Origin of the sequence: Pseudomonas fragi, assembly GCF_900105835.1 — a bacterium.
GTDB classification, from domain to species: Bacteria; Pseudomonadota; Gammaproteobacteria; order Pseudomonadales; family Pseudomonadaceae; genus Aquipseudomonas; species Aquipseudomonas fragi.
In genome coordinates, this window is sequence record NZ_LT629783.1 from 2535001 (window position 1) to 2557918 (window position 22918).

Genomic DNA, 22918 nt, shown 5'->3' on the forward strand with positions numbered 1-22918 from the left:
TAGGCAACAGGTACCGGTAGCGGAACGTTGACCCCTACCATGCCGACTTCAATCTCATCACAGAACAAACGGGCTGCTTCACCATCACGGGTGAAAATGCAGGTGCCGTTACCGTACTCGTGATCGTTGATCAGTTGCATCGCCTCTTCCAGGCTCTTGACTCGCACGATGCACAGCACTGGACCAAAGATCTCTTCTTTATAGATGCGCATCTCTGGCGTTACGCGATCGAACAGACAACCACCGAGGAAGAAGCCTTCTTCATGCCCCTTGATGCTCAACCCGCGACCATCAACCACCAGCTCGGCGCCTGCTGCAACGCCATCGTCGACATAGCCACTGACCTTGTCCCGCGCCTGTCCGGTTACCAGAGGCCCCATGTCCAGCCCGCAGGAAGTACCCGCGCCAATTTTCAGGGCCTTGATTTGCGGAACCAGCTTGGCCACCAGGGCATCGGCCACCTGATCACCCACGCACACTGCAACCGAAATGGCCATGCAACGCTCGCCGCACGAACCATAGGCCGCGCCCATCAATGCGCTGACTGCGTTATCCAGGTCCGCATCCGGCATCAATACCGCATGGTTCTTCGCCCCGCCCAACGCCTGCACGCGCTTGCCGCGCTTGGTGCCTTCGGCGTAGATGTATTCGGCAATCGGCGTCGAGCCCACAAAGCTCAAGGCTTTGACTTCCGGCGCTTCGATCAGCGCATCCACCGCTGACTTGTCGCCATGCACCACGTTCATCACGCCCTTGGGCAAACCGGCTTCTTGCAACAGTTGAGCGATCAGCAGCGTGGAGCTGGGGTCACGCTCCGACGGTTTAAGAATGAAACAGTTACCGCACACAATCGCCAATGGGTACATCCACAGCGGGACCATGGCCGGGAAGTTGAACGGGGTAATCCCTGCGACCACACCCAGTGGCTGGAAGTCCGACCAGGCATCAATGTTCGGCCCTACGTTACGGCTGTATTCACCCTTCAGGATTTCAGGAGCCGAACACGCGTATTCGACGTTCTCGATCCCACGCTTGAGTTCACCCGCAGCATCTTCCAGGGTCTTGCCATGCTCTTCGCTGATCAATTGGGAAATACGCGCTTCGTTCTGCTCCAGCAACTGCTTGAAACGGAACATGACCTGGGCACGCTTGGCCGGCGGTGTATTGCGCCATGCCGGGAAGGCAGCCTTGGCCGCATCAATGGCTTGTTGAATCGTCTCGCGACTGGCCAATGGAACCTGATGAATCACTTTGCCGGTAGACGGGTTGTAAACATCAGCGGTGCGGCCGGAATCGTTCAGCAACTCGCCATTGATCAGGTGTTGAATGGTGCTCATGGATGCTCCAGAAAAGTTGTCCACAGGCGCGAACGCTGCGCGCCTGGGTGAATGCCATAAGTGTCGCTTCTATATAGAAGGATCAGTCGATCTGGTTCAGTGCTTCGCCGACTGCATCGAACAAACGATCCAGGTCCTGCGGCTTGCTGTTGAACGTTGGCCCGAACTGCAGGGTGTCGCCACCGTAGCGCACGTAGAAACCGGCTTTCCACAGCTTCATCGCAGCATCGAACGGACGCACAATGGCATCGCCATCACGCGGCGCAATCTGGATCGCCCCCGCCAGGCCATAGTTACGAATGTCGATAACGTTCTTCACGCCCTTCAAACCGTGCAATGCATTCTCAAAATGCGGCGCGACTTCAGCCACGCTCTGCACCAGGTTTTCCTTTTGCAGCAAGTCAAGCGCCGCCAGGCCTGCAGCACAAGCCACCGGGTGAGCCGAATAGGTATAACCATGCGGGAATTCAACCGCGTACTCAGGCGTCGGCTGATTCATGAACGTGTGATAAATCTCGCTGGAGGCAATCACGGCGCCCATCGGAATTGCACCGTTGGTGACTTGCTTGGCGATACACATCAAGTCCGGGGTCACACCGAAGCTGTCAGCACCAAACATCGAGCCTGTGCGACCAAACCCGGTGATCACTTCATCAAATACCAACAGGATATTGTGCTGGTCGCAGATTTCACGCAGACGTTTCAGATATCCCTGAGGTGGAACCAATACCCCCGCAGAGCCTGCCATCGGCTCAACAAAAACGGCAGCAATGTTCGAGGCATCGTGCAACTCGATCAATTTGAGCAATTCGTCAGCCAGGGCAATCCCGCCCTGCTCCGGCATGCCGCGAGAGAACGCATTGCTGGCCAACAGCGTGTGCGGCAAGTGATCCACATCCATCATGGCCTGGCCAAACAGTTTACGGTTACCGTTCACGCCACCCAGGCTGGTGCCCGCAATGTTTACCCCGTGATAACCACGGGCACGACCAATCATCTTGGTCTTGGTCGACTGGCCTTTCAGGCGCCAGTAGGCACGCACCATTTTCACCGCAGTATCGGCACACTCCGAGCCTGAGTCAGTGAAGAACACGTGGTTCAGATTGCCTGGAGTCAGCTCGGTAATTTTTTCTGCCAGCTTGAACGACAGCGGGTGGCCGTACTGGAACGCCGGCGAGTAATCGAGGGTGCCCAATTGCCTGGCAACGGCTTCCTGGATTTCTGTACGGGTATGCCCTGCACCGCAAGTCCACAGACCTGACAACGAATCGTAAATCTGCCGACCTTTATCATCCGTCAGGTAACTGCCCTTGGCGGCCACGATAAAACGCGGATCACGATGGAAGTTACGGTTGGCGGTGTAAGGCATCCAGTGTGCATCCAGCTTGAGCTGGCTGGTCAGATTCAATTCGGCGTTCTCAGGCATGTTCATCAGCAAAACCTCGCAAGGCAAAAGCGGCGTGGGATGTTGAAAGCGTTGTTGCGTCTAAATTGCCACGGCTATAAAGTCGATGAAATCCAACTCTTCTAACCTTTAGTTAGGCGTTTACTAAACTATGAGCAGCCGTCGCCCCGATGCACTGGCCCAGGTCAGCGACTTTGATATTCGATTGCTGCGCATTTTTCGCAGCGTCGTGGAGTGCGGCGGTTTTTCGGCGGCAGAGACGGTGCTGGGCATCGGCCGCTCTGCTATCAGCCAGCAGATGAGCGACCTAGAACAGCGCCTGGGCTTGCGCCTGTGCCAACGGGGACGCGCAGGGTTTTCGCTGACAGAAGAAGGCCGTGAGGTCTATCACTCCGCGCTGCAATTACTCGGTGCACTTGAGAGTTTTCGTACCGAGGTCAACGGCCTGCACCAGCACTTGCGCGGCGAGCTGACCATTGGCCTGACCGATAACCTGGTCACCCTGCCCCATATGCGTATCACCCACGCCCTGGCCCAACTCAAGGAGCGCGGGCCTGATGTGCAGATCCACATCCGTATGATCTCGCCCCATGAAGTCGAACAGGGGGTGCTCGACGGCCGCCTGCATGTGGGCGTTGTGCCCCAGGCCAGCACATTGTCCGGGCTGGAGTATCAACCGCTCTACAGTGAGCGCTCGCTGCTGTATTGCGCCGTGGGCCATCCGCTGTTTTATGTTGACGACCGGCAGCTGGAAGACGCACGGCTGAACACTCAGGATGCCATCGCTCCGACCTTTCGCCTGCCCTCGGAGATTCAGGCCCATTATCAGGCGCTCAACTGCACTGCCAGCGCATCTGACCGCGAAGGCATGGCCTTTTTGATTTTGACCGGGCGCTATATCGGTTACCTGCCCGACCATTACGCCAGCCTGTGGGTTCAGCAGGGCCGCTTGCGGGCGCTGAAGGCAAAAACACGTTTCTACGACTTGAGCCTGGCTTCAGTGACACGCAAAGGCCGGCGCCCGCATCTTGTCCTGGAAAGTTTCCTTGAGAGCCTGGAAGCGACGCGTTAACGTGAAAAACTTCGCTACACACATTGCCCGGAGTGCCCATGCCCCTTGAAGTCCCTGCCCATGACGGCAAGCCTCCCAGCCGTATCCGGCAGAAAAACGAAGAGGCCATTCTCAAGGCCGCCGAAGATGAGTTTGCCCGCCACGGTTTCAGAGGCACCAGCATGAACGCCATCGCGTTGAGTGCCGGGCTGCCCAAAGCCAATCTGCATTATTACTTCACCAATAAGCTAAGCCTCTATATCGCTGTGCTGAGCAATATCCTCGAGCTATGGGACAGCACCTTCAACGCCTTGACTGCTGACGACGACCCGGCTCAAGCCCTGAGCCAATACATTCGCGCCAAAATGGAGTTCTCTCGCCGACAGCCCCAGGCTTCGCGCGTGTTTGCAATGGAGATCATCAGTGGTGGAGCCTGCCTGACCGAGTATTTCACTCAAGACTACAGAGCCTGGTTTCAAGGTCGCGCAGCGGTGTTCCAGGCCTGGATAGACGCAGGCAAGATGGACCCGGTCGATCCGGTCCACCTGATTTTCCTGTTATGGGGCAGTACCCAGCATTACGCCGACTTTTCGACACAAATTTGCCGCGTAACGGGGCGCAGGCACCTGAGCAAACAAGATATGCAGGCGGCCTGCGATAACCTGATCCGTATCATTCTCAAGGGCTGCGGCCTGACGCCCACAGTCTAAGCCTGGAACCGACATGCCTTCGACCCTCACGGGGCTTTGCGAGTACCGCGAAGAAATCCGTAAAAGCCGCTTTATTACTTACGCCGCCCCCATCACCAGCGCCCAGCAGGCCCTCGAATTTATCGAGCAATACAGCGACCTGAATGCGTCGCACAATTGCTGGGCCTGGAAGCTCGGGGATCAGTACCGCAGCAGTGATGATGGTGAACCCGGTGGCACCGCCGGCCGGCCGATACTCTCGGCCATCGACGCGCAGGATTGCGATCAGGTCGCGGTCCTGGTTATCCGCTGGTACGGCGGTATTCAGCTGGGCACCGGAGGCCTGGCCCGGGCTTATGGCGGCGGAGCGAACAAGTGCCTGCAAAACGCCGAAAAACTGCCGCTGGTCAGCCGCGTAGCGCTCAGTTGCTCATGCAGTTTCAGTGAACTTGCCCTGGTCAAACTGCGCATGGCCGAGTTGAACGGCGTGGTCATCGACGAAACGTTCACCGCCAATGGCGTGGATCTGCAACTGGCGCTGGTCGAAGAACAGATTGCCCCTGCACAGCAACAACTGGCGGACCTCAGCCGCGGCAGAATTCTACTGAAACGCCATGCCTTCAATGCTGACGAGTAAAAGTGCTATTTTCCTGCATCCAGAGTTGCCCACAGCCACTGTGCACCCGCCTGTGGATAACCTGAGCACATACCGCTACAGCCCCTGCCGGGCATGCGCTTCAGACACTTGTATGCTTTTTAACCAACGCACATCCGCTTTCTAGAGGACGCTACTCATGACTGCAAAACATGCACTGATCATCGGAGCTTCGCGCGGCCTGGGCCTGGGTCTGGTCAAAGAACTGCTTGCCGATGGCTGGACAGTGACCGCGACTGTCCGTGACCGCAAAAAAGCCGAAGCGCTCAAAGCCTTGGGCCCGGTGCGTATCGAGCAACTGGACATGGACAACCAGCAGGCGATCAAGGCCTTGAGCAAGACGCTGAGCGACGAAGTTTTCGACCTGATTTTCGTCAACGCCGGGGTCAAGGGCCCGGACGATCAGCTATCGGGGAATGCGACGTTGGCTGAGGTGGGCCAGCTGTTTTTCACCAACAGCGTGGCGCCGATCAATCTGGCTCGCGAGTTTGTCAGCCGGATCCGTAAAGACAGTGGCGTACTGGCATTTATGAGTTCGGTACTTGGAAGCGTCACCCAACCTGATGCACCGGAAATGGCCCTCTACAAGGCCAGCAAAGCGGCACTTAACTCGATGACCAACACCTTTGTGCGTTACGAATTGGGCGACAACAACCCGACCGTGTTGTCCATGCACCCGGGCTGGGTGAAAACCGATATGGGCGGCGAAGGCGCCGATATCGATGTGCAAACCAGCACCCGTGGCCTGGTCGAACAGGTCAAGGCATTTGCCGGTAAAGGCGGCCATCACTTTATCGACTACAAGGGGCAGACGATTCCCTGGTAGGCAGCCTGCGACAAATGGCAGGGGCTTTTTTACAAATTGTGTAGCCCCTCGCCTGTAGAATGTCGCCATCTGTACCCGATTTGATGAGAAAACCTTTTATGTATGACTGGCTGAACGCCCTGCCAAAAGCTGAACTGCACATGCACCTGGAGGGTTCCCTGGAACCTGAGTTGCTGTTTTCGCTGGCCGAGCGCAACAAGATCGCCTTGCCGTGGAACGACGTTGAAACCTTGCGCAAGGCGTATGCCTTCAACAACCTGCAAGAATTCCTCGACCTTTACTACAAGGGCGCTGACGTACTGCGCACCTCTCAGGACTTCTACGACCTGACCTGGGCCTACCTGTTGCGTTGCAAGGAACAGAACGTCATTCACACCGAACCCTTCTTCGACCCGCAAACCCACACTGATCGTGGCGTGCCGTTTGAAGTCGTGCTCAATGGCATTGCCAGCGCACTTAAAGATGGCGAGCAGCAGCTGGGCATCACCAGCGGCCTGATCCTCAGCTTCCTGCGCCACTTGAGTGAAGAAGAAGCGGAAAAAACTCTCGATATGGCCCTGCCATTTCGCGATGCATTTGTCGCCGTTGGCCTCGACAGTTCAGAAATGGGCCACCCGCCGAGCAAGTTTGTACGCGTTTTCGACCGTGCCCGTGATGAAGGCTTCCTGACCGTTGCCCACGCCGGCGAAGAAGGCCCGCCGGAGTACATCTGGCAAGCCCTGGACCTGCTCAAGATCCAGCGTATCGATCATGGTGTGCGCGCCATTGAAGACGAACGCCTGATGCAGCGCATCATCGACGAACAAATCCCGTTGACCGTATGCCCGCTGTCCAACACCAAGCTGTGCGTGTTCGATCATATGTCGCAACACAACATTCTCGACATGCTTGAGCGCGGCGTAAAAGTGACGGTCAACTCGGATGACCCGGCCTACTTTGGCGGTTACATGACCGAGAACTTCCACGCGCTGTACACCGACCTGGGCATGACCCAGGACCAGGCCAAGCGCCTGGCGCAAAACGGTCTGGATGCGCGGCTGGTCAAGCCGTAACAGGCTGCTTGCCCTGTGGGAGCGGGCTTGCTCGCGATTGGATCAACTCGACCCGGCAGATACACCGGGTTGTTTGCATCGCGAGCAAGCCCGCTCCCACAGAAAGCTGAGACTGCACCAGGGTCAGCCTCACAACAGTTTTAGTATTCTTCCGCGTACTGCTTGCTCAACATCCCACAGCGCTCACTGAGCATGTCGTGCAACAACCGCACCGGTTTGCTCAACTGCGCACGATGGCCACACAACAGATTCAGCGGCGCCCGCTCACACACCAGCTCCGGGAGTAATACCTTGAGCCGCCCGGCCTGCACATCCCCCGCCACATCCAGCCACGACTTGTAGGCAATGCCCTGCCCGGCAATCGCCCACAGACGCACCACATCGGCATCATCGCTAAAGCGGTTACCGCTTACCGTCAGCCCCAGTTCGCGCTTGCCGTCATTGAATTGCCAATGGTCATGAACCCGCGTGCCGAGCATGTACAGCAGGCAATTGTGTTGCAGTAGTTGTTCGAGCTGATGCGGCTCGCCCTGGCGCGCCAGGTAGTCGGGGGACGCGCACAGCACCCGGCGGTTGTTCGGGGCCACCGGCAGGGCCACAAGGCTGGAGTCTTCCGGCTCGCCGTAACGCAAGGCGACATCCACCGGCTGGCGGAACAGGTCGGCAATCCGGTCACCCAATAACAGGCGCACAGTGAGTTGCGGATGTTCGCGCTGGAATTCGTCCAGCCAGGGCAGTAACAGATTACGGCCGAAATCGGAGGGTGCTGACAGTTGCAGTACACCGCTGACCTGATCCTGCCCACGCGCCAGCAAGCGGCGCCCCTCATCAAGGCTGGCCAACGCCGTACGCGCATATTCAAGAAACCCTTCGCCTTCGGCAGTCAGGCGCAAGCTGCGGGTTGAGCGCGCCAGCAACCGTGCGCCCAACTGCGTTTCTATCCGCTTGAGGGCGGCGCTGGCCACCGCCGGGGACATGTCCATCACCCGGGCCGCCGCCGACAGGCTGCCCAAATCAGCCGCGCGCACAAACAATTGCAGATCATCGAAACGCAGCATGCAGAGCCCACCCGGCCATTATCAATAAAATATTGAAAGAGACTGCTGTTTTAGCCGGTTTTATCGCGCTGCGAAATAGCCAATTATCACAGCCAGTTTCTTACTCATCTTCAGGACATGTCCTATGAAAGCTGTCGCTTACTACCATTCGCTGCCAATTCAAGACCCGCTGGCCCTGCAAGATATCGAGTTGCCCGAGCCGGTGGCTGGCCCCCGGGACTTGCTGGTCGAGGTCAAGGCCATTTCCGTGAACCCGGTGGACACCAAGGTGCGTCAGAACGTGCAGCCCGAGGCCGACAGCGCCAAGGTACTGGGCTGGGATGTGGCCGGCGTGGTCAAGGCTGTCGGCAGTGAGGTCAGCCTGTTCAAGGTCGGTGACAAGGTGTTTTACGCCGGCTCCATTGCCCGCGCCGGGGCCAACAGTGAACGCCATGTGGTCGATGAACGCATCGTCGGGCACATGCCCAACAGCCTCGATTTCGCCCAGGCTGCAGCATTGCCGTTGACCGCCATCACGGCCTGGGAGTTGTTGTTCGAACGCCTTGGCGTCAGCGAGGGCAAGGCCGACGAGCAACAAAGCCTGCTGATTGTTGGCGCGGCGGGGGGCGTGGGTTCGATCCTGACGCAACTGGCCAGCCATCTGACCGCGCTCAAGGTGATTGGCAGCGCATCGCGCCCTGAAACCCAGGCCTGGGTCCGTGAGCTGGGCGCCGATCTGGTTATCGACCACAGCCAGCCCCTGAGCGAAGAACTCAAGCGCCACGGTATCGACGCCGTCACCCATGTGGCCAGCCTGACCCAGACCGATCAGCATCTGGACCAATTGGTGGAGGCCCTGGCACCACAGGGCAAACTGGCGCTGATTGATGATCCCAAGGCGCTGGATATCACCAAGCTCAAGCGCAAGAGCCTGTCACTGCACTGGGAGTTCATGTACACCCGCTCGCTGTTCCAGACCCCGGACATGATCGAGCAGCATCACCTGCTCAATCGCGTCGCCGGGCTGATCGATGCCGGCACCCTGCGCACTACGGTCGGCGAGCACTTTGGCAGCATCAATGCCACCAACCTGCGCCGCGCCCATGCGCTGCTGGAAAGCGGCAAGGCCAAGGGCAAGATTGTGCTCGAAGGGTTCCGGCAAGACGCATGACGGGACCCATACGGTCATTTTTTAACCGTCAGTCAGAGACTTGATCCCGGACATATTTGCCCCGGTCTTTCGGCTTACACTGGCCTCCTTTGCGAACCGAAGGAGGCCAGTCATGAAAATCCTGATAAGAGCGTTAGCAAGATCCCGCGACTGCAAATGGCAGGTTCAGATCGACCAGCAGGCCGTCAATTTCCGCAGCGAGGCCGAGGCCCGGGCCTTTGTCGACAAGCTGCAATCACGCCTGCAAGCCCCGCACCGCCTGCCCGAACGTTTGGCCGGCTGAGTCAGGCCGACTGCTCTGCGGCGATCCGCGCGGTGTACAAACGCCGGGTCGCCATTGCCAGGCCCACGGCCAGAAGCCCGCACAGGGTGATGACCATTGCCATTGGCATGGCGCTGCCGTCGTGCAATACCCCCACCAACGATGCCGCCCCCGCCGCCACGCTGAACTGCAAGCAACCCAGCATCGCCGAAGCGCTGCCGGCGCGCGCGCCCTGCCCGCTCATGGCGCAGGCCGAGGCGTTGGGAATAATGCAGCCCAGGCTGGCAATACAGATAAACAGCGGCACCAGCAGCGGCCACAGTTGTTCGGTATGCAAACTGCTGACTCCTAGCAAAACCAGCCCCGCCGCCAGATACACCCACACCATGCGCGCCAGCAAAAAGGCCGGGCCACGCTTGGCCAGCAGGCGGGCGTTCAACTGCGCCACCAGAATAAAACCGGCCGCATTGGTGCCAAACAGCCAGCCGTAATGCTCGGCAGGTACGCCATAGAGTTTGATAAATACGAAAGGCGAGCCGGCAATGTAGGCAAACATCCCGGCCATTGCGATCCCCCCGGTCAGGGCATGGCCCAGGAACTCGCGGTCCTTGAGCAAACGCCCGTACTGGCGCAATGCCCCCGAGAGCGGCTGACGCGGCACATTGGCCGGCAGGCTTTCAGGCAGGCCCAGCGCCACGGCGGTTGCGGCCAATGCGCTGAACACCGTCAACACCAGGAAAATCGACTGCCAGCCATACAGGTTGACCAGCAACCCGCCCAGCATCGGCGCCAGAATCGGCGCCAGGCCCATGACCAGCATCAGTTGCGAAAACACCTTGGCCGACTGAACGGCGTCGCATTTGTCACTGACAATCGCCCGCGACAGCACCATGCCAGCACAACCACCGAGCGCCTGGACAAACCGCGCGCCAATCAGCCACTCCAGGGTCGGGGCAAAGGCGCACGCCAGTGACGCGACAGTGAACAGGCCGACGCCCACCAGCAGCGGCACGCGCCGGCCGAAGCGGTCCGCTACCGGGCCGTAGGCCAGTTGCCCGATGGACAGGCCCAGGAAGTACACGGCCAGGGTGAGCTGGATTTGGGTTTCGTCGGTTGCAAAGGCTTGCGCCATCGCCGGGAAGCCCGGCAGGTAAAAGTCGATCGCCAACGGACCGAAGGCGCTCAGGGCGCCAAGAATCAAGATTGTTCGAAGGTTCATCAGGTATCCAGGGATCAGGCTGCGGTTAGCGCAGCCTGACAGTTTAGCCGTGGTTACCGGCCCTGAACATTAAGTTAGCGAGCTAGCTAATAAATCACCTTGAACCCGTCCTGAAACAACACCCCCGTAGCAGTTGCCGAGGTACGAGGCTGCGTTCGGCGGCGCGGCCGTCGTAAGTCTGACATCGCGGTGCGCCAGTCAGAGCTTGCTCTTAGCATTCACGACGACTACGTCGCCGGACGCAGCCTCGTTCCTCGGCAGCTGCTACATACAGGTTAGTGCGCCGTGCGCGCCTCAAAACCGGCATTGGTGATCACGTCGATAATCTGCAAAGGCGACACATTGCTGTCGACCTTGACGGTTTTGCTCGCCAGATCCACTTCAACCTTCGCGTCTTTATCCACCGTCTGCACCGCACGGGTCACCGCGCCAACACAGCCACCACAGGTCATACCGTCTACCTTGAACGTTTGCATGATTACGCCTCCTGTTTGAGATATGCCTACAGCTTCGACCTTGCCATCGTGGCAAGGTCAAGCCCGTTGTTTTACGCGCTGACTGGCAATCCATGCCCTGCTCGGCCAAGCTGCAAGCCTTGCGATTTGAAAACAGGATACTTAGCCATGCGCTGGACCGCTTTGAGCCTAGTCAGCCTTTTGGGTCTTGCCAGTGTGCCGCTGTGGGCAAATGCCGATCAGGACTACGGTGTGCTGATTATTTCCCGCGAGCGCCTTGAGGTGCCGACCAACTGCGAGGTGGGTGTGTATATCGACGATCAACTGGCCGGGCGATTGTTTCAGGAGCAGGCCCTGGCCTTTAACCTGCCGCCCGCCAGCGTCGATATCCGCCTCAAGCTGCTCCCCGGGCAAGCTCCCGGCTGCCTGCCCGGCATGCTGGTGCCGCCCGCGCAGCAGTTCACCCTCAAGGCAGGGGATGTGCGCAAATACCGCATCGCCCTGGGCAAGCAGGGTATGTACCTCAAGCCCGCCAAACTGGAATATTGAGCGGCAAATAACGAACAGCAAGAAGCCTTGACCTTGCCACGGGGTCAAGGTCGATTCTATGGATAGACAACTTCTTGAGGAGGACTGCTCGTGCCCACCCAATTCGATCTGCCGATTGACGGCATGACCTGTGCCAGTTGCGCAGGCCGTGTAGAGAAATCTCTGGCCAAAGTGCCCGGCGTGCGTTCGGTCAGTGTCAACCTGGCCACCGAACAGGCCCGCGTCGAAGCACCTGCCGAGAGCCTGCCAGCGCTGGTCGAGGCCGTGCAGCAGGCCGGCTACAGCGTGCCCGCCCATAGCCTGGAGCTGGATATCAGCGGTATGACCTGTGCCTCGTGTGCAGGGCGCGTCGAAAAAGCCCTGGCCAAAGTGCCCGGGGTCAAGAGCGCAAGCGTCAACCTCGCCACCGAGCGGGCTCACGTCGAATTACTCGGTCAGGTTGATCCCGGCCTGCTGATCAACGCGGTCACTCAGGCCGGTTATGGCGCCAGCCTGCACCAGAGCGAAAAAGCTGCCGAGGACGATCAGCAAAAGCGCCTGCACCGTGAGCGCTGGGCGCTGACCCTGGCGATCGTCCTGGCCCTGCCGCTGGTACTACCCATGCTGCTGGCGCCTTTTGGTATCCACTGGATGCTGCCTGCATGGGCCCAGTTTGTATTGGCGACCCCGGTGCAGTTCGTGCTGGGCGCACGTTTTTATGTGGCCGCGTGGAAAGCCGTCAAGGCCGGCGCGGGCAATATGGACCTGCTGGTCGCCCTGGGCACCAGCGCCGGTTATGGCCTGAGCCTGTACGAGTGGGCCATCACCAAACCCGGCACCATGCCCCATCTGTACTTTGAAGCCTCGGCGGTGGTGATCGCCCTGGTGCTGCTGGGCAAATACCTGGAAAGCCGCGCCAAGCGCCAGACTGCCAGCGCCATCCGCGCCCTTGAAGCCCTGCGCCCCGAGCGCGCCCTGCGCATGGTCGATGGCCAGGAACAGGACGTTGCCATCAGCGATTTACGCCTCAATGACCTGGTGCTGGTCAAACCCGGTGAACGCTTCCCGGTCGATGGCGAAGTGGTCGAGGGCCAAAGCCATGCCGACGAGGCCCTGATCAGCGGTGAAAGCCTGCCGGTACCGAAACAGCCTGGGGATAAGGTTACTGGCGGTGCCATCAATGGTGAAGGCCGGTTGGTGATCAAGACCCTGGCGCTGGGGACAGAAACCGTACTGGCGCGCATCATCCGCCTGGTGGAAGACGCACAATCTGCCAAAGCACCGATCCAGAAGTTGGTGGACAAGGTCAGTCAGGTGTTCGTGCCCGTGGTGCTGCTGATTGCCCTGGCCACGCTGCTGGGCTGGTGGCTGTATGGCGCGCCGATTGAAACCGCACTGATCAACGCTGTGGCCGTATTGGTGATCGCTTGCCCTTGTGCCCTGGGCCTGGCGACACCCACCGCGATCATGGCCGGCACCGGCGTTGCCGCCCGTCACGGAATCCTGATCAAGGACGCCGAAGCGCTGGAGCGCGCCCATGAAGTCAGCGCCGTGGTTTTCGACAAAACCGGCACCCTGACCTCCGGTACTCCGCAAATCGCTCACTTCAGCGCACTCGACGGTGATGAGGCACGCTTGCTGCAAGCGGCCGGCGCCCTGCAGCGCGGCAGCGAACACCCGCTGGCCAAGGCCGTGCTGGATGCCTGCGCGGCGCGTAACCTCAACGTGCCGGACGTTACCGACAGCCAGTCGCTGACCGGCCGTGGCATTGCCGGCACCCTGGAGGGCCGCCGTCTGGCGCTGGGGAACCGTCGCTTGCTGGAAGAAACCGGGCTGGCCCCAGGCTCGCTTGCCGCATCGGCCAGCGCCTGGGAAACCGAAGGCCGCACCCTGTCCTGGCTGATCGAGCAAAGCCCGCAGCCGCAGGTGCTGGGGCTGTTTGCCTTTGGTGACACACTCAAGCCCGGCGCCCAGTCGGCCATCGCCCAGCTCAATGCACGGCATATCAGTAGCCACCTGCTGACCGGTGACAACCGCGGCAGCGCCAAAGTGGTGGCCGAGGCACTGGGGATCAGCGATGTTCACGCCGAAGTACTGCCCGCCGACAAGGCCGCGACCGTGACCGAACTGAAAAAAACCGGTGTGGTGGCAATGGTTGGCGACGGTATCAACGACGCTCCGGCACTGGCCGCAGCCGATATCGGTATCGCCATGGGCGGTGGCACCGATGTGGCCATGCATGCAGCGGGCATCACCCTGATGCGTGGCGACCCGCGCCTGGTACCGGCGGCACTGGAGATCAGCCGCAAGACCTACGCCAAGATCCGACAAAACCTGTTTTGGGCGTTTATCTATAACGTGATCGGCATTCCGCTGGCGGCCTTCGGTTTTTTGAACCCGGTACTGGCAGGTGCGGCGATGGCTTTTTCCAGTGTCAGCGTGGTCAGCAATGCGTTGCTGCTCAAATTCTGGAAACCCAGGGACCTTGAATAAGGAGTTGTGATGAATATCGGCCAAGCCGCCAGACACAGCGGCCTGAGCGCCAAGATGATTCGTTATTACGAATCCATTGGCCTGCTCAAGCCCGCCAGTCGCAGTGATAGCGGCTACCGCCTGTACAGCGATGACGACCTGCACACCCTGGCGTTTATCAAGCGCTCGCGGGACCTGGGGTTTTCGCTGGAGGAAGTCGGCAAGCTGCTGACCCTGTGGCAGGATCGCCAGCGCGCCAGCGGTGATGTAAAGGCTCTGGCGCGCCAGCATATTGATGAGTTGAACCGCAAAATCGCCGAGCTGAGCAGCCTGCGCGATACATTGCAGGACCTGGTCGAAAGCTGTCAGGGCGACCACCGCCCTGACTGCCCGATTCTCAAGGACCTGGAGTCAGGCCCCTGCTGCGTCGTAAGGGCATGAACATCTGCATGACTGGCTGATAATCCTGTGGGAGCGGGCTTGCTCGCGATTCAGGCGCCAAGGTGTATCTGGCTGACCAGGGTGATGCCATCGCGGGCAAGCCCGGCTCCCACAGGGACGTTAATCAGAAAGCCGTCAGCAGCACTTTAGCCAGCATCAGCACGCCAATCACCGCACACAGCCCTGCGAAGCCCTGCTGTAGCCACTGGGCCGAGACATGCGGGGCGGTGACACGCCCGGCAACCATCCCGGCCAGGGTGGCGGCAATAAACATTACCCCTTCACTCGACAGGCTCACGCCCTGACTCATCAGGTTGCCCAAGGTGCCCAGCGAGACCAGCGCCACGACCATCAACGAAGTGGAGACCACCGCGTGGATGCGCACGTCACTGAATTTGCGAAACGCCGGCACGATCAAAAAACCGCCACCGACACTCAACAACCCCGTCAGCAACCCCGAAGTGGCACCAATCGATACCAGCGTCATGCTGCAGCGGGCATTCCAGGTCAGCCGCCCGGTAGCCGGGTTGAGCATGCAGTTTTTCTCCAGCGCGCCAATGCTGGCGTCTTCGCGTGCATCGGCTCTGGCCTGCATAAACATGCGCAGCGAAACAAACATCATCACGGCACTGAACATCAATACCAGCGCCTTGGCGGGCAGCAATCTGGCCAGGTGCAAGCCGATCGGCGAAGTGCTCGAACCCACGATTGCCATCAATGCAGCCGCCTTGTAACGCACCAGGCCCCTGCGCAAACCGTCCAGTGCGCCCAGTGCGGCCGCCATGCCGACCGCCAGCAGGGCCACCGGCGTGGCTTGCGCCAATGTCCAGCCAAGCCCCAGGGTCAGCGCCGGTATGGCCAGAATCCCGCCGCCGGCCCCCGTCAGCCCGAGCACCAACCCCACCAGCATGCCTAACAGAATAATCAACATGGTCAGGCTCAGTCCGGCTTGCAGTCAGTGAACCACTCGCGCCCTTTGAGCATGCCCTGCCAGTAGAACCACGGCAGCAATGTGGCCTTGAGCAGCCACGCTGACTTGCGCGGTACGGTGGGGTCCAGAGGGAAAGTGGGGAGCAGTTTGCCGCCATAACCGAACTCGGCCAGGATCACCTTGCCGTTTTCCACGGTCAGCGGGCACGAGCCATAGCCGTCATAGCGCTTGGGCAAAGCCAGGCCCTTGCGCAGCGCCAGAAGGTTTTCGGCCACGATGACCACTTGCTTGCGGGTGGCTGCAGCCGTCTTGGCATTGGCCGTATTGCACACATCGCCAAGGGCGAATATTTCGGGGTAGCGCGGATGTTGCAGCGTTGCCGGGTCGGTCTCGAACCAGCCCGCCTTGTCCGCCAGCTCGCTGCGGCGAATAACATCGGGCGCCTGCTGCGGTGGTACCACATGCAGCAGGTCGAACGTTTTGGCCACGCGGGTCAGGCCGCCTGCTGCGTCAGTCACATCAAACCACGCCGTCTTGCCCGGCCCGTCGACCTTGACCAGAGTGGACTGGAAAGCCAGTTGAGCGTTGTAGGCCTCAACGTACTTCATCAACGGCGGAACGAAAGCGGCTACGCCAAATAACACCGCCCCGGTCAGGTTGAACTCCACCGCAATCGAATCCAGCACACCGCGCTTGCGCCAGTGATCACAGGCCAGGTACATGGCTTTCTGCGGCGCACCTGCACACTTGATCGGCATGCCCGGCTGGGTAAACAGTGCCTTGCCGCCATTCAGGCTGCGCACCAGCTCCCAGGTGTAAGGCGCCAGGTCATGCCGGTAGTTGGACGTTACGCCGTGCTTGCCGAGGGTTTCTTCAAGGCCTTCGATGTTCTCCCAGGCCAGCTGCAAACCGGGGCAGACGATCAGTTGCTGATAGCTCAGCTCGCTACCGTCGCTGAGCAGCACAACCTTGCGCTGCGGGGCGAAGGCGCACAGTGATGCCTTGATCCAGTCAGCACCTTTGGGCATGACCGCAGCGGTGGGGCGAACGGTGTCTTTGATATCGTAGGCACCGCCCCCGACCAGCGTCCAGGCGGGCTGGTAATAGTGTTCGGTGCTGGGCTCGATCACGGCGATCCGCAACCCGGCGTCGCGCTTGAGCAAACTGGCCGACACAGAAATACCGGCCGAACCCCCGCCAACCACGACCACATCGTATTGCCTGGCCTCTCGTGGGGCCTGGGTTGCAGCTTCATAAAGCCTGGAGGAGCGGTTCCCCGTGCGGCAGTACGCCAGCACCGGCTGGGGCAGCTCGCTGAGTAATTGACGCATCTCTTGCGCCTGCCCGGCTGTGGCGCCGGTGGTCAGTACCGGCAAATACGCAAAGCTCAGCCCCAGGGCCTGCGCAGCCTGCTGCATCGAGGCGTGATCAGGCTGCTCGGGGCCACCTTCGAAGTCAGGTCGGTTGCAGATCACACTGGCAAAACCCAGCTCGGCCAATGATTGAAGATCAGACAGCTCGATCTGACCGGTCACGGAAAATGACGCGTCGATTCGCTTGATGCTTTGCTCCATTGAGCACTCCAGGCACAACAAAAATGAATGGATTGGGCGGGCGTTACTTTTTCAGTGCTTGCCCGCAATACAGCCCCGACAGGGTCTGCATCACAGAAACCACTTCAAAGCTGGCGAGTGAATAGAAAATATATTTCCCCATCCTTCGGGTATTGACCATGCCTTCATCGCGCAACACGCCGAGTTGTTGCGACAGTGTGGGTTGTCTGATGCCTGTCAGCGCTTCAAGTTCGCCGACATTGCGCTCACCTTGAGTCAACTGGCAGAGCAACAGCAGTCGATCTTCATTGGCCAACGCTTTGAGAAGGGTGCAGGCTTTGGAGGCAGAGTCGCGCAGAAGGCCGATTTCTTCGCGGGTTAGCTGAGCAGTCATGAAAAGCTCCGGGGCGTGATGGTCGACAGTCTACGACTCGATAATATATCTTTCAATATATTGATCATTCACTGACAACCACGAGGCCCCTCATGCACCCCGAAATTCAAGGTTTCTTCGACCCTGCGACGTCGACCGTGAGCTACGTGGTGCATGCCGCGGGCGCCGAGGAATGCGCCATCATCGACCCGGTGCTGGACTACAATGCCGCCGCCGGGCGCATCAGCACCGCCAGTGCCGACGCTATCGCCGCTTTCGTCCAGGCTGAAGGCCTGAAGGTGCAATGGCTGTTGGAGACCCACGCCCATGCCGACCACCTGTCTGCCAGCGCTTACCTCAAGCGCAAGCTGGGCGGGCAGATCGGCATCGGTGCGGCCATCACCCAGGTCCAGGGGGTGTTTCGCGATATCTACAACCTTGAGCCGGAGTTCAAGCTTGACGGTTCGCAGTTCGACCGCCTGTTTGCGCCCGATGAGCTGTTTCATATCGGCCGACTAGAGGTGCGGGCGCTGCATGTGCCCGGGCATACCCCGGCCGATATGGCTTACCAAGTCGAACACCACAGCCTGTTTGTGGGCGATACCCTGTTTATGCCTGATGTGGGCACCGCCCGTTGCGACTTCCCGGGGGGCGATGCGCGGCAGTTGTATCAATCGATCAAGCGCCTGCTGGCATTGCCGGAGCAGACCCGCCTGTATATGTGCCATGACTACCCGCCAGCCGGGCGCGAAGCCTGCTGGTCGACCACCGTTGGTGAACAGCGGGCACAGAATATTCATGTCAATGACAGCATCGATCTGGAGGGTTTTGTCGGCATGCGTACAGCCCGCGATGCCACCCTCGGGGTTCCGGCGCTGCTGATTCCGGCCATTCAGGTCAATATTCGGGCAGGCAACCTGCCGCCTGCTGATGACAGCGGCCTGTGCAGCCTGAAGATTCCGCTGAACCGGTTTTGACCCATCACACATTGTGGGAGCGGGCTTGCTCGCGATGGCATCACTGTGATTTTCCTGACAGACCGCGTCGCCTGCATCGCGAGCAAGCCCGCTCCCACCAGAACCCGGGCTGTTTCAGGGGCATAAAAAATCCGGCCTGAGCCGGATTTTTTACTTAGCCAATCACTGCATCCACGGGGGTGGCGGCTCTTCAGCCTTGCTCGGTGGCGCATCATCGGCAGCACGTACCGCCTGACGAAAGGCTTCGTCCAGGCGTGCCGCTTCGATTTCGCGCATCACGCCGCCGACATCTGCCAGCTCGTCCGGCTCGTCAAACTCGCCCGTCAACACACTGCCAGGGTGCAAGGTGGCGGCTTCGTAAAGCGCCCACATTTCCTTGGCGTATTTGGTCTTCTTCAGTTCCGGCGCAAAACGCCCGAAGTAGGAAGCCATGTTGCCCACATCACGCTCCAGCATGTTGAAGGCGTGGTTATTACCCGCCGCATCGACCGCCTGGGGCAAGTCGATAATCACCGGGCCGGTTGGCGTCAGCAACACGTTGAACTCGGACAAGTCACCGTGAACCAGCCCCGTGCACAGCATCAGCACAATTTGCTGGATCAGGAACTCGTGGTACTCGCGGGCCTGATCCGGCTCCAGCACCACGTCATTGAGGCGCGGAGCAGCATCGCCGTACTCATCCGCCACCAGTTCCATCAACAGCACGCCTTCGAGGAAGTCGAACGGCTTGGGAACCCGCACACCCGCACCGGCCAGGCGAAACAACGCCGCAACCTCAGCGTTCTGCCAGGCATCTTCGGTTTCTTTACGACCGAACTTCGAGCCCTTGGCCATCGCCCGGGCCTGACGGCTGTTGCGAACCTTGCGACCCTCCTGATATTCGGCGGCCTGGCGGAAACTTCGTTTGTTGGCCTCCTTGTAAACCTTGGCGCATCGCAGCTCATTGCCGCAGCGGACTACGTACACAGCTGCTTCCTTGCCACTCATGAGTGGGCGCAGCACCTCGTCGATCAGACCGTCTTCGATCAGGGGTTCTAAGCGTTTTGGAGTCTTCATCAGCTTTTATTGTGGGTCCTTTATTACCAAACACGCGAATGTCATTCGTTATACGGCAATCCACTCACCACGGGGAGAGGGCAAACGATTTGAATGATAGACGAGCAACACGTTTTGAGCACCGACTTAACCCTGACGAAACAAGTCGCCCGGAGTAAAACCGAACATCTTTTTAAACGCCGCGATAAACGCCGACGTTGATTCATACCCGCAAGACAACGCCGCCTGCGTGACATGGCCGCCCTCCTCCAGCACCCGCAGCGAAGACAGAAGCCGCGCTCGCTGGCGCCAACTGCGAAAACTCAAGCCTGTTTCACGCTGAAACAAACGCATCAGGGTTTTTTCAGACATGCCCAGACGATCCGACCACAAGCCCAGGTTCGCCTCGGCATCAGGGCTTTCGATCAGTTCGTTGCACAGCACCAGCAGACGCTCATGGCGGGGCAATGGCAGCGAAAAGCCGACCTCGGGCAGGTTTGCCAACTGGTCCAGCAGCACCGCCACCAAGCGCTGCTCGCAGCTGCCACCCTCGGGGTAGTCGACGGGCAGCGCGCAAAAACTTTTGATCAGCTCCCGCGCCAGTGGTGTGACTTCCAGCACCCGGCACTGCCCGGGTGCCCACTGGCAGTCCTCGCGACGCACATACAGGCTGCGCATTTCCGCACGCATCGAGGTGATCACTTCATGCTCCAGCCCGGCCGGAATCCAGATACCCCACTGCGGCGGCGCAAAAAAACTGCCCTCGTCGGTATGCACGCCCAATACGCCACTGATCGCGTACGAAAACTGCACCCAATCGTGCCGATGACGCGGCGTCCACGAGCCCGCGCCCAAGCTTTCGGCCCGGGCATACAGCGGCCGTGGCAAGGCATCCAGCAGTGGAATGGCGCGCGGCAGCCCACGTTGTCCGTTTGGCGGCATTGATTGGCCTTATATCGCAAGACGACAGATACCGCCGACGTTAGGCTAACTCATCAATTCTTACAATATTCCGGTACCGATAATGCCTGTGCTCAAACACCTCAAACGCATGTTCACCGACTGGTTTCTGTGCGGCATGCTACTGGCGACTTTTCTTGCCTATGTGTTCCCGCATTTCGGCAGCACAGGCGGTGCAATGCACGCGGAATGGGTAATCAATATCGGTGTGTTTCTGGTGTTTTTCCTGCATGGGGTCAACCTGTCCAGCGAACAGATCAGCCACGGCCTGAAGAACATCCGCTTGCACGTCATGGTGCAGGGCTTCACCTTTATCGTCTTCCCGCTGATCTGGGTGGTCGCCAACAAGCTGCTGGGCGCCCATATCCCGCCGCTGCTGATGCTGGGCTTCTTCTACCTGTGTGCCCTGCCCTCGACCATTTCCTCGTCGGTGGCCCTGACCGGCAGCGCAGGCGGCAACGTGCCAGCAGCGATTCTCAACGCCAGCCTGTCCAGCGTGCTGGGGATTTTCCTGACGCCGTTGCTGGTGAGCTTTGTGGTCGGCAGCGGCGCGGGGGGCATTGACCTGGGCTCAACCCTGCTCGACCTGTGTGCCATGCTGTTGCTGCCGCTGGTGCTGGGCCAGTTGGTACGCCCGCTGTGCGGACGCTTTTTTGCCCGGCACAAGCGCTACACCAACATCTGCGACAAGGTGGTGATCCTGCTGCTGGTTTACGCGGCGTTCTGCAACTCGATGGTTTCGGGCATGTGGCAACAGCAAGGCAGCTCGGTGATTCTCAGCGCCCTGATCGGCAGTGCGGCCCTGCTGGCTATTATTCTGTGGATGACCACCCGCACCGCCCGCGCCCTGAAATTCAGTACTGCGGATGAAATCGCCGCGGTGTTCTGTGCCAGCAAGAAATCCCTGGCCGCAGGGGCACCGATGGCGGCCCTGATCTTCGGCGCCAACCCGGGGCTGGGGCTGATTTTGCTGCCGATCATGATCTACCACCCGTTGCAGTTGATCGTGTGCTCGGTGATGGCTGAGAGTTATGCCACGCGCAGTCGCCAGGAGGCCGCAGAGCCAAACCCGGCAGTAGCGTCTGCCGGTCAAGCATAACCCTGCCCTTGTGGGAGCGGGCTTGCTCGCGATGCAGGCTCCCCGGTTTGTCAGGCATATTGAGGTGATGCCATCGCGAGCAAGCCCGCTCCCACAGACGGCTATCGCTCAATTATTGCCGTAACGCCCTGCCCGCCCGCTGCGCAGATCGAGATCAAACCTCGGCCCTGCCCGGCGGTGGCCAGCAGCTTGGACATATTGGTCACGATGCGCCCACCCGTCGCCGCAAACGGATGGCCCACCGCCAGCGAGCTGCCTTTGACGTTGAGCTTGCTGCGGTCAATCGCACCCAGCGGTGCATCAAGCCCCAGCCGGCTTTTGCAGTAAGGCCCGTCCTCCCAGGCCTTCAAGGTGCACAGCACCTGGGCGGCAAATGCCTCGTGAATCTCGTAGTAGTCAAAGTCCTGCAAGGTCAGGCCATTACGCGCCAGCAGCCGCGGGACGGCATATACCGGCGCCATCAGCAAACCTTCGGCACCGTGTACGAAATCCACAGCCGCTGTTTCACCATCGCGCAGATAAGCCAAAACCGGCAGGCCGCGCTCCCTGGCCCATTCTTCGCTGCCGAGCAAGACCGTTGATGCACCATCGGTCAGAGGCGTGGAGTTGCCCGCCGTCAGCGTGCCCTTGGCACTGCGCTCGAACACCGGTTTAAGGGCGGCCAATTTTTCCAGGGTCAGGTCGGCACGCAGGTTGTTGTCGCGGCTCAAGCTCATAAAGGGCGTGAGCAAGTCATCTTCCCAGCCCGCGTGATAGGCAGCCGTCAGGGCCTGATGGCTGTGCAGGGCCAGCTCGTCCTGTTCAACCCGGGGGATGTTCCAGGCTTGCGCCATCAACTCGCAGTGCTGGCCCATCGACAGCCCGGTACGGGGCTCGCCATTACGGGGGAATTCGGGTTTCAAAAAGCCCGGGCGCAACTGCAGCAGCGCCTTGAGCTTGTCGATCGGCGCCTTGGTGCGGTTGAGCCGCAACAGCCATTTGCGCAGCCCGTCATTAATTTCGATCGGCACATTGGAGGCGGAGTCCACGCCACCGGCAATCGCGCACTCGATCTGCCCCAGGGCAATCTTGTTGGCCACCAGTAATGCCGCCTCAAGCCCTGTACCGCAAGCCTGCTGCAGATCATAGGCCGGGGTTTGCGGCGACAGCCGTGAGCCCAGCACGCATTCGCGGGTCAGGCTGAAATCCCGCGAATCCTTGAGCACCGCCCCGGCCACCACTTCGCCCATGCGCAACCCGTGCAGGTTGTAACGCTCGATCAGCCCTTCCAGCGCCGCGGTCAGCATGTCCTGATTACTGGCGGTGGCATACGGCCCGTTGGCGCGGGAAAACGGGATACGGTTACCACCAATAATTGCTACACGACGCAGACTCATACGATTGCCCCTAT

The 22918-nt window shown here is 59.9% G+C and carries 23 protein-coding genes (1 of these 23 cut by a window edge); 12 read left to right on the forward strand and 11 right to left on the reverse strand.

Annotated features, from left to right (window positions below):
• Together BLU25_RS11615 and aptA are read right to left on the reverse strand one after the other, a co-directional pair.
• On the reverse strand, positions 1–1337 hold the 5' portion of the coding sequence (locus BLU25_RS11615) for a CoA-acylating methylmalonate-semialdehyde dehydrogenase (RefSeq protein WP_016783595.1). 157 nt of this gene lie to the left of the window's left edge; the window shows 1337 of its 1494 coding nt (coding positions 1–1337); the start codon lies at positions 1335–1337; its stop codon lies off the left edge, out of view.
• An 82-nt stretch (positions 1338–1419) separates the two neighbouring features.
• The gene (gene aptA, locus BLU25_RS11620; RefSeq protein ID WP_016783594.1) at positions 1420–2769 is read right to left on the reverse strand and encodes an omega-aminotransferase AptA; all 1350 of its coding nucleotides are present in this window, start codon (positions 2767–2769) and stop codon (positions 1420–1422) included.
• 124 nt (positions 2770–2893) lie between these two features.
• Here aptA and BLU25_RS11625 point away from each other — a divergent pair, with 124 nt between their 5' ends.
• The 5 genes from BLU25_RS11625 (at position 2894) to BLU25_RS11645 (ending at position 7015) form a co-directional block, all read left to right on the forward strand.
• Positions 2894–3814: a LysR family transcriptional regulator gene (locus BLU25_RS11625; RefSeq protein WP_016783593.1), complete on the forward strand. Its 921-nt coding sequence runs from the start codon at positions 2894–2896 to the stop codon at positions 3812–3814.
• Between the two features lie 38 nt (positions 3815–3852).
• Positions 3853–4503, forward strand: a complete 651-nt coding sequence (locus tag BLU25_RS11630) for a TetR/AcrR family transcriptional regulator (RefSeq protein WP_016783592.1) — start codon at positions 3853–3855, stop codon at positions 4501–4503.
• Positions 4504–4516: 13 nt separating this feature from the next.
• Positions 4517–5119, forward strand: a complete 603-nt coding sequence (locus BLU25_RS11635) for an IMPACT family protein (RefSeq protein ID WP_016783591.1) — start codon at positions 4517–4519, stop codon at positions 5117–5119.
• A 157-nt stretch (positions 5120–5276) separates the two neighbouring features.
• The gene (locus tag BLU25_RS11640; RefSeq protein WP_016783590.1) at positions 5277–5963 is read left to right on the forward strand and encodes an SDR family oxidoreductase; all 687 of its coding nucleotides are present in this window, start codon (positions 5277–5279) and stop codon (positions 5961–5963) included.
• A 98-nt stretch (positions 5964–6061) separates the two neighbouring features.
• Positions 6062–7015 (forward strand): adenosine deaminase, encoded by a 954-nt coding sequence (locus BLU25_RS11645; RefSeq protein ID WP_016783589.1) that lies wholly within the window; start codon positions 6062–6064, stop codon positions 7013–7015.
• A 140-nt stretch (positions 7016–7155) separates the two neighbouring features.
• Here BLU25_RS11645 and BLU25_RS11650 read toward each other — a convergent pair whose 3' ends face one another.
• Positions 7156–8073, reverse strand: coding sequence for a LysR family transcriptional regulator (locus BLU25_RS11650; RefSeq protein WP_016783588.1), 918 nt, complete (start codon positions 8071–8073; stop codon positions 7156–7158).
• 124 nt (positions 8074–8197) lie between these two features.
• Between BLU25_RS11650 and BLU25_RS11655 the strand changes: the two genes are divergently transcribed.
• Both BLU25_RS11655 and BLU25_RS23595 read left to right on the forward strand, forming a co-directional pair.
• The gene (locus BLU25_RS11655; protein ID WP_016783587.1) at positions 8198–9223 is read left to right on the forward strand and encodes a zinc-binding alcohol dehydrogenase family protein; all 1026 of its coding nucleotides are present in this window, start codon (positions 8198–8200) and stop codon (positions 9221–9223) included.
• 112 nt (positions 9224–9335) lie between these two features.
• Positions 9336–9506 (forward strand): hypothetical protein, encoded by a 171-nt coding sequence (locus BLU25_RS23595; RefSeq protein WP_016783586.1) that lies wholly within the window; start codon positions 9336–9338, stop codon positions 9504–9506.
• Position 9507: 1 nt separating this feature from the next.
• Here the strand turns inward: BLU25_RS23595 and BLU25_RS11660 are convergent, their stop codons facing one another.
• Positions 9508–10704, reverse strand: a complete 1197-nt coding sequence (locus tag BLU25_RS11660) for a multidrug effflux MFS transporter (protein ID WP_016783585.1) — start codon at positions 10702–10704, stop codon at positions 9508–9510.
• A 275-nt stretch (positions 10705–10979) separates the two neighbouring features.
• Entirely contained in the window at positions 10980–11180 is a 201-nt protein-coding gene (locus tag BLU25_RS11665) for a heavy-metal-associated domain-containing protein (protein ID WP_016783584.1), read from the reverse strand.
• Between the two features lie 147 nt (positions 11181–11327).
• Between BLU25_RS11665 and BLU25_RS11670 the strand changes: the two genes are divergently transcribed.
• The 3 genes from BLU25_RS11670 to cueR all read left to right on the forward strand — a co-directional run bounded on the left by BLU25_RS11670 (position 11328) and on the right by cueR (position 14600).
• A complete protein-coding gene (locus BLU25_RS11670; RefSeq protein ID WP_016783583.1) occupies positions 11328–11708 on the forward strand; it encodes a hypothetical protein in 381 nt (126 codons plus the stop codon).
• Between the two features lie 123 nt (positions 11709–11831).
• Positions 11832–14180: a heavy metal translocating P-type ATPase gene (locus BLU25_RS11675; protein ID WP_050901304.1), complete on the forward strand. Its 2349-nt coding sequence runs from the start codon at positions 11832–11834 to the stop codon at positions 14178–14180.
• Positions 14181–14189: 9 nt separating this feature from the next.
• A complete protein-coding gene (gene cueR / locus BLU25_RS11680) occupies positions 14190–14600 on the forward strand; it encodes a Cu(I)-responsive transcriptional regulator (RefSeq protein ID WP_016783581.1) in 411 nt (136 codons plus the stop codon).
• A 124-nt stretch (positions 14601–14724) separates the two neighbouring features.
• Here cueR and BLU25_RS11685 read toward each other — a convergent pair whose 3' ends face one another.
• Genes BLU25_RS11685 through BLU25_RS11695 form a run of 3 tightly spaced genes read right to left on the reverse strand, consistent with a single transcriptional unit; the run spans position 14725 to position 17478 of the window.
• Positions 14725–15531, reverse strand: a complete 807-nt coding sequence (locus tag BLU25_RS11685) for a sulfite exporter TauE/SafE family protein (RefSeq protein ID WP_083369647.1) — start codon at positions 15529–15531, stop codon at positions 14725–14727.
• Between the two features lie 8 nt (positions 15532–15539).
• On the reverse strand, positions 15540–17105 hold the full coding sequence (locus BLU25_RS11690; RefSeq protein ID WP_016783578.1) for a bifunctional protein tyrosine phosphatase family protein/NAD(P)/FAD-dependent oxidoreductase: 1566 nt from the start codon (positions 17103–17105) through the stop codon (positions 15540–15542).
• A gap of 43 nt (positions 17106–17148) precedes the next feature.
• The gene (locus BLU25_RS11695) at positions 17149–17478 is read right to left on the reverse strand and encodes an ArsR/SmtB family transcription factor (RefSeq protein WP_016783577.1); all 330 of its coding nucleotides are present in this window, start codon (positions 17476–17478) and stop codon (positions 17149–17151) included.
• Between the two features lie 92 nt (positions 17479–17570).
• Between BLU25_RS11695 and BLU25_RS11700 the strand changes: the two genes are divergently transcribed.
• Positions 17571–18434: an MBL fold metallo-hydrolase gene (locus BLU25_RS11700; protein WP_083369648.1), complete on the forward strand. Its 864-nt coding sequence runs from the start codon at positions 17571–17573 to the stop codon at positions 18432–18434.
• A 162-nt stretch (positions 18435–18596) separates the two neighbouring features.
• Here BLU25_RS11700 and BLU25_RS11705 read toward each other — a convergent pair whose 3' ends face one another.
• A complete protein-coding gene (locus tag BLU25_RS11705; RefSeq protein ID WP_016783575.1) occupies positions 18597–19490 on the reverse strand; it encodes a PA4780 family RIO1-like protein kinase in 894 nt (297 codons plus the stop codon).
• A gap of 126 nt (positions 19491–19616) precedes the next feature.
• A complete protein-coding gene (locus BLU25_RS11710) occupies positions 19617–20411 on the reverse strand; it encodes an AraC family transcriptional regulator (protein WP_016783574.1) in 795 nt (264 codons plus the stop codon).
• 82 nt (positions 20412–20493) lie between these two features.
• On the opposite strand from BLU25_RS11710, the gene BLU25_RS11715 reads away from it, so the two are divergent.
• Positions 20494–21528: a bile acid:sodium symporter family protein gene (locus tag BLU25_RS11715; RefSeq protein WP_016783573.1), complete on the forward strand. Its 1035-nt coding sequence runs from the start codon at positions 20494–20496 to the stop codon at positions 21526–21528.
• A gap of 101 nt (positions 21529–21629) precedes the next feature.
• Here the strand turns inward: BLU25_RS11715 and BLU25_RS11720 are convergent, their stop codons facing one another.
• The gene (locus BLU25_RS11720; RefSeq protein WP_016783572.1) at positions 21630–22904 is read right to left on the reverse strand and encodes an acetyl-CoA C-acetyltransferase; all 1275 of its coding nucleotides are present in this window, start codon (positions 22902–22904) and stop codon (positions 21630–21632) included.
• Between the last annotated feature and the right edge of the window lie 14 nt (positions 22905–22918).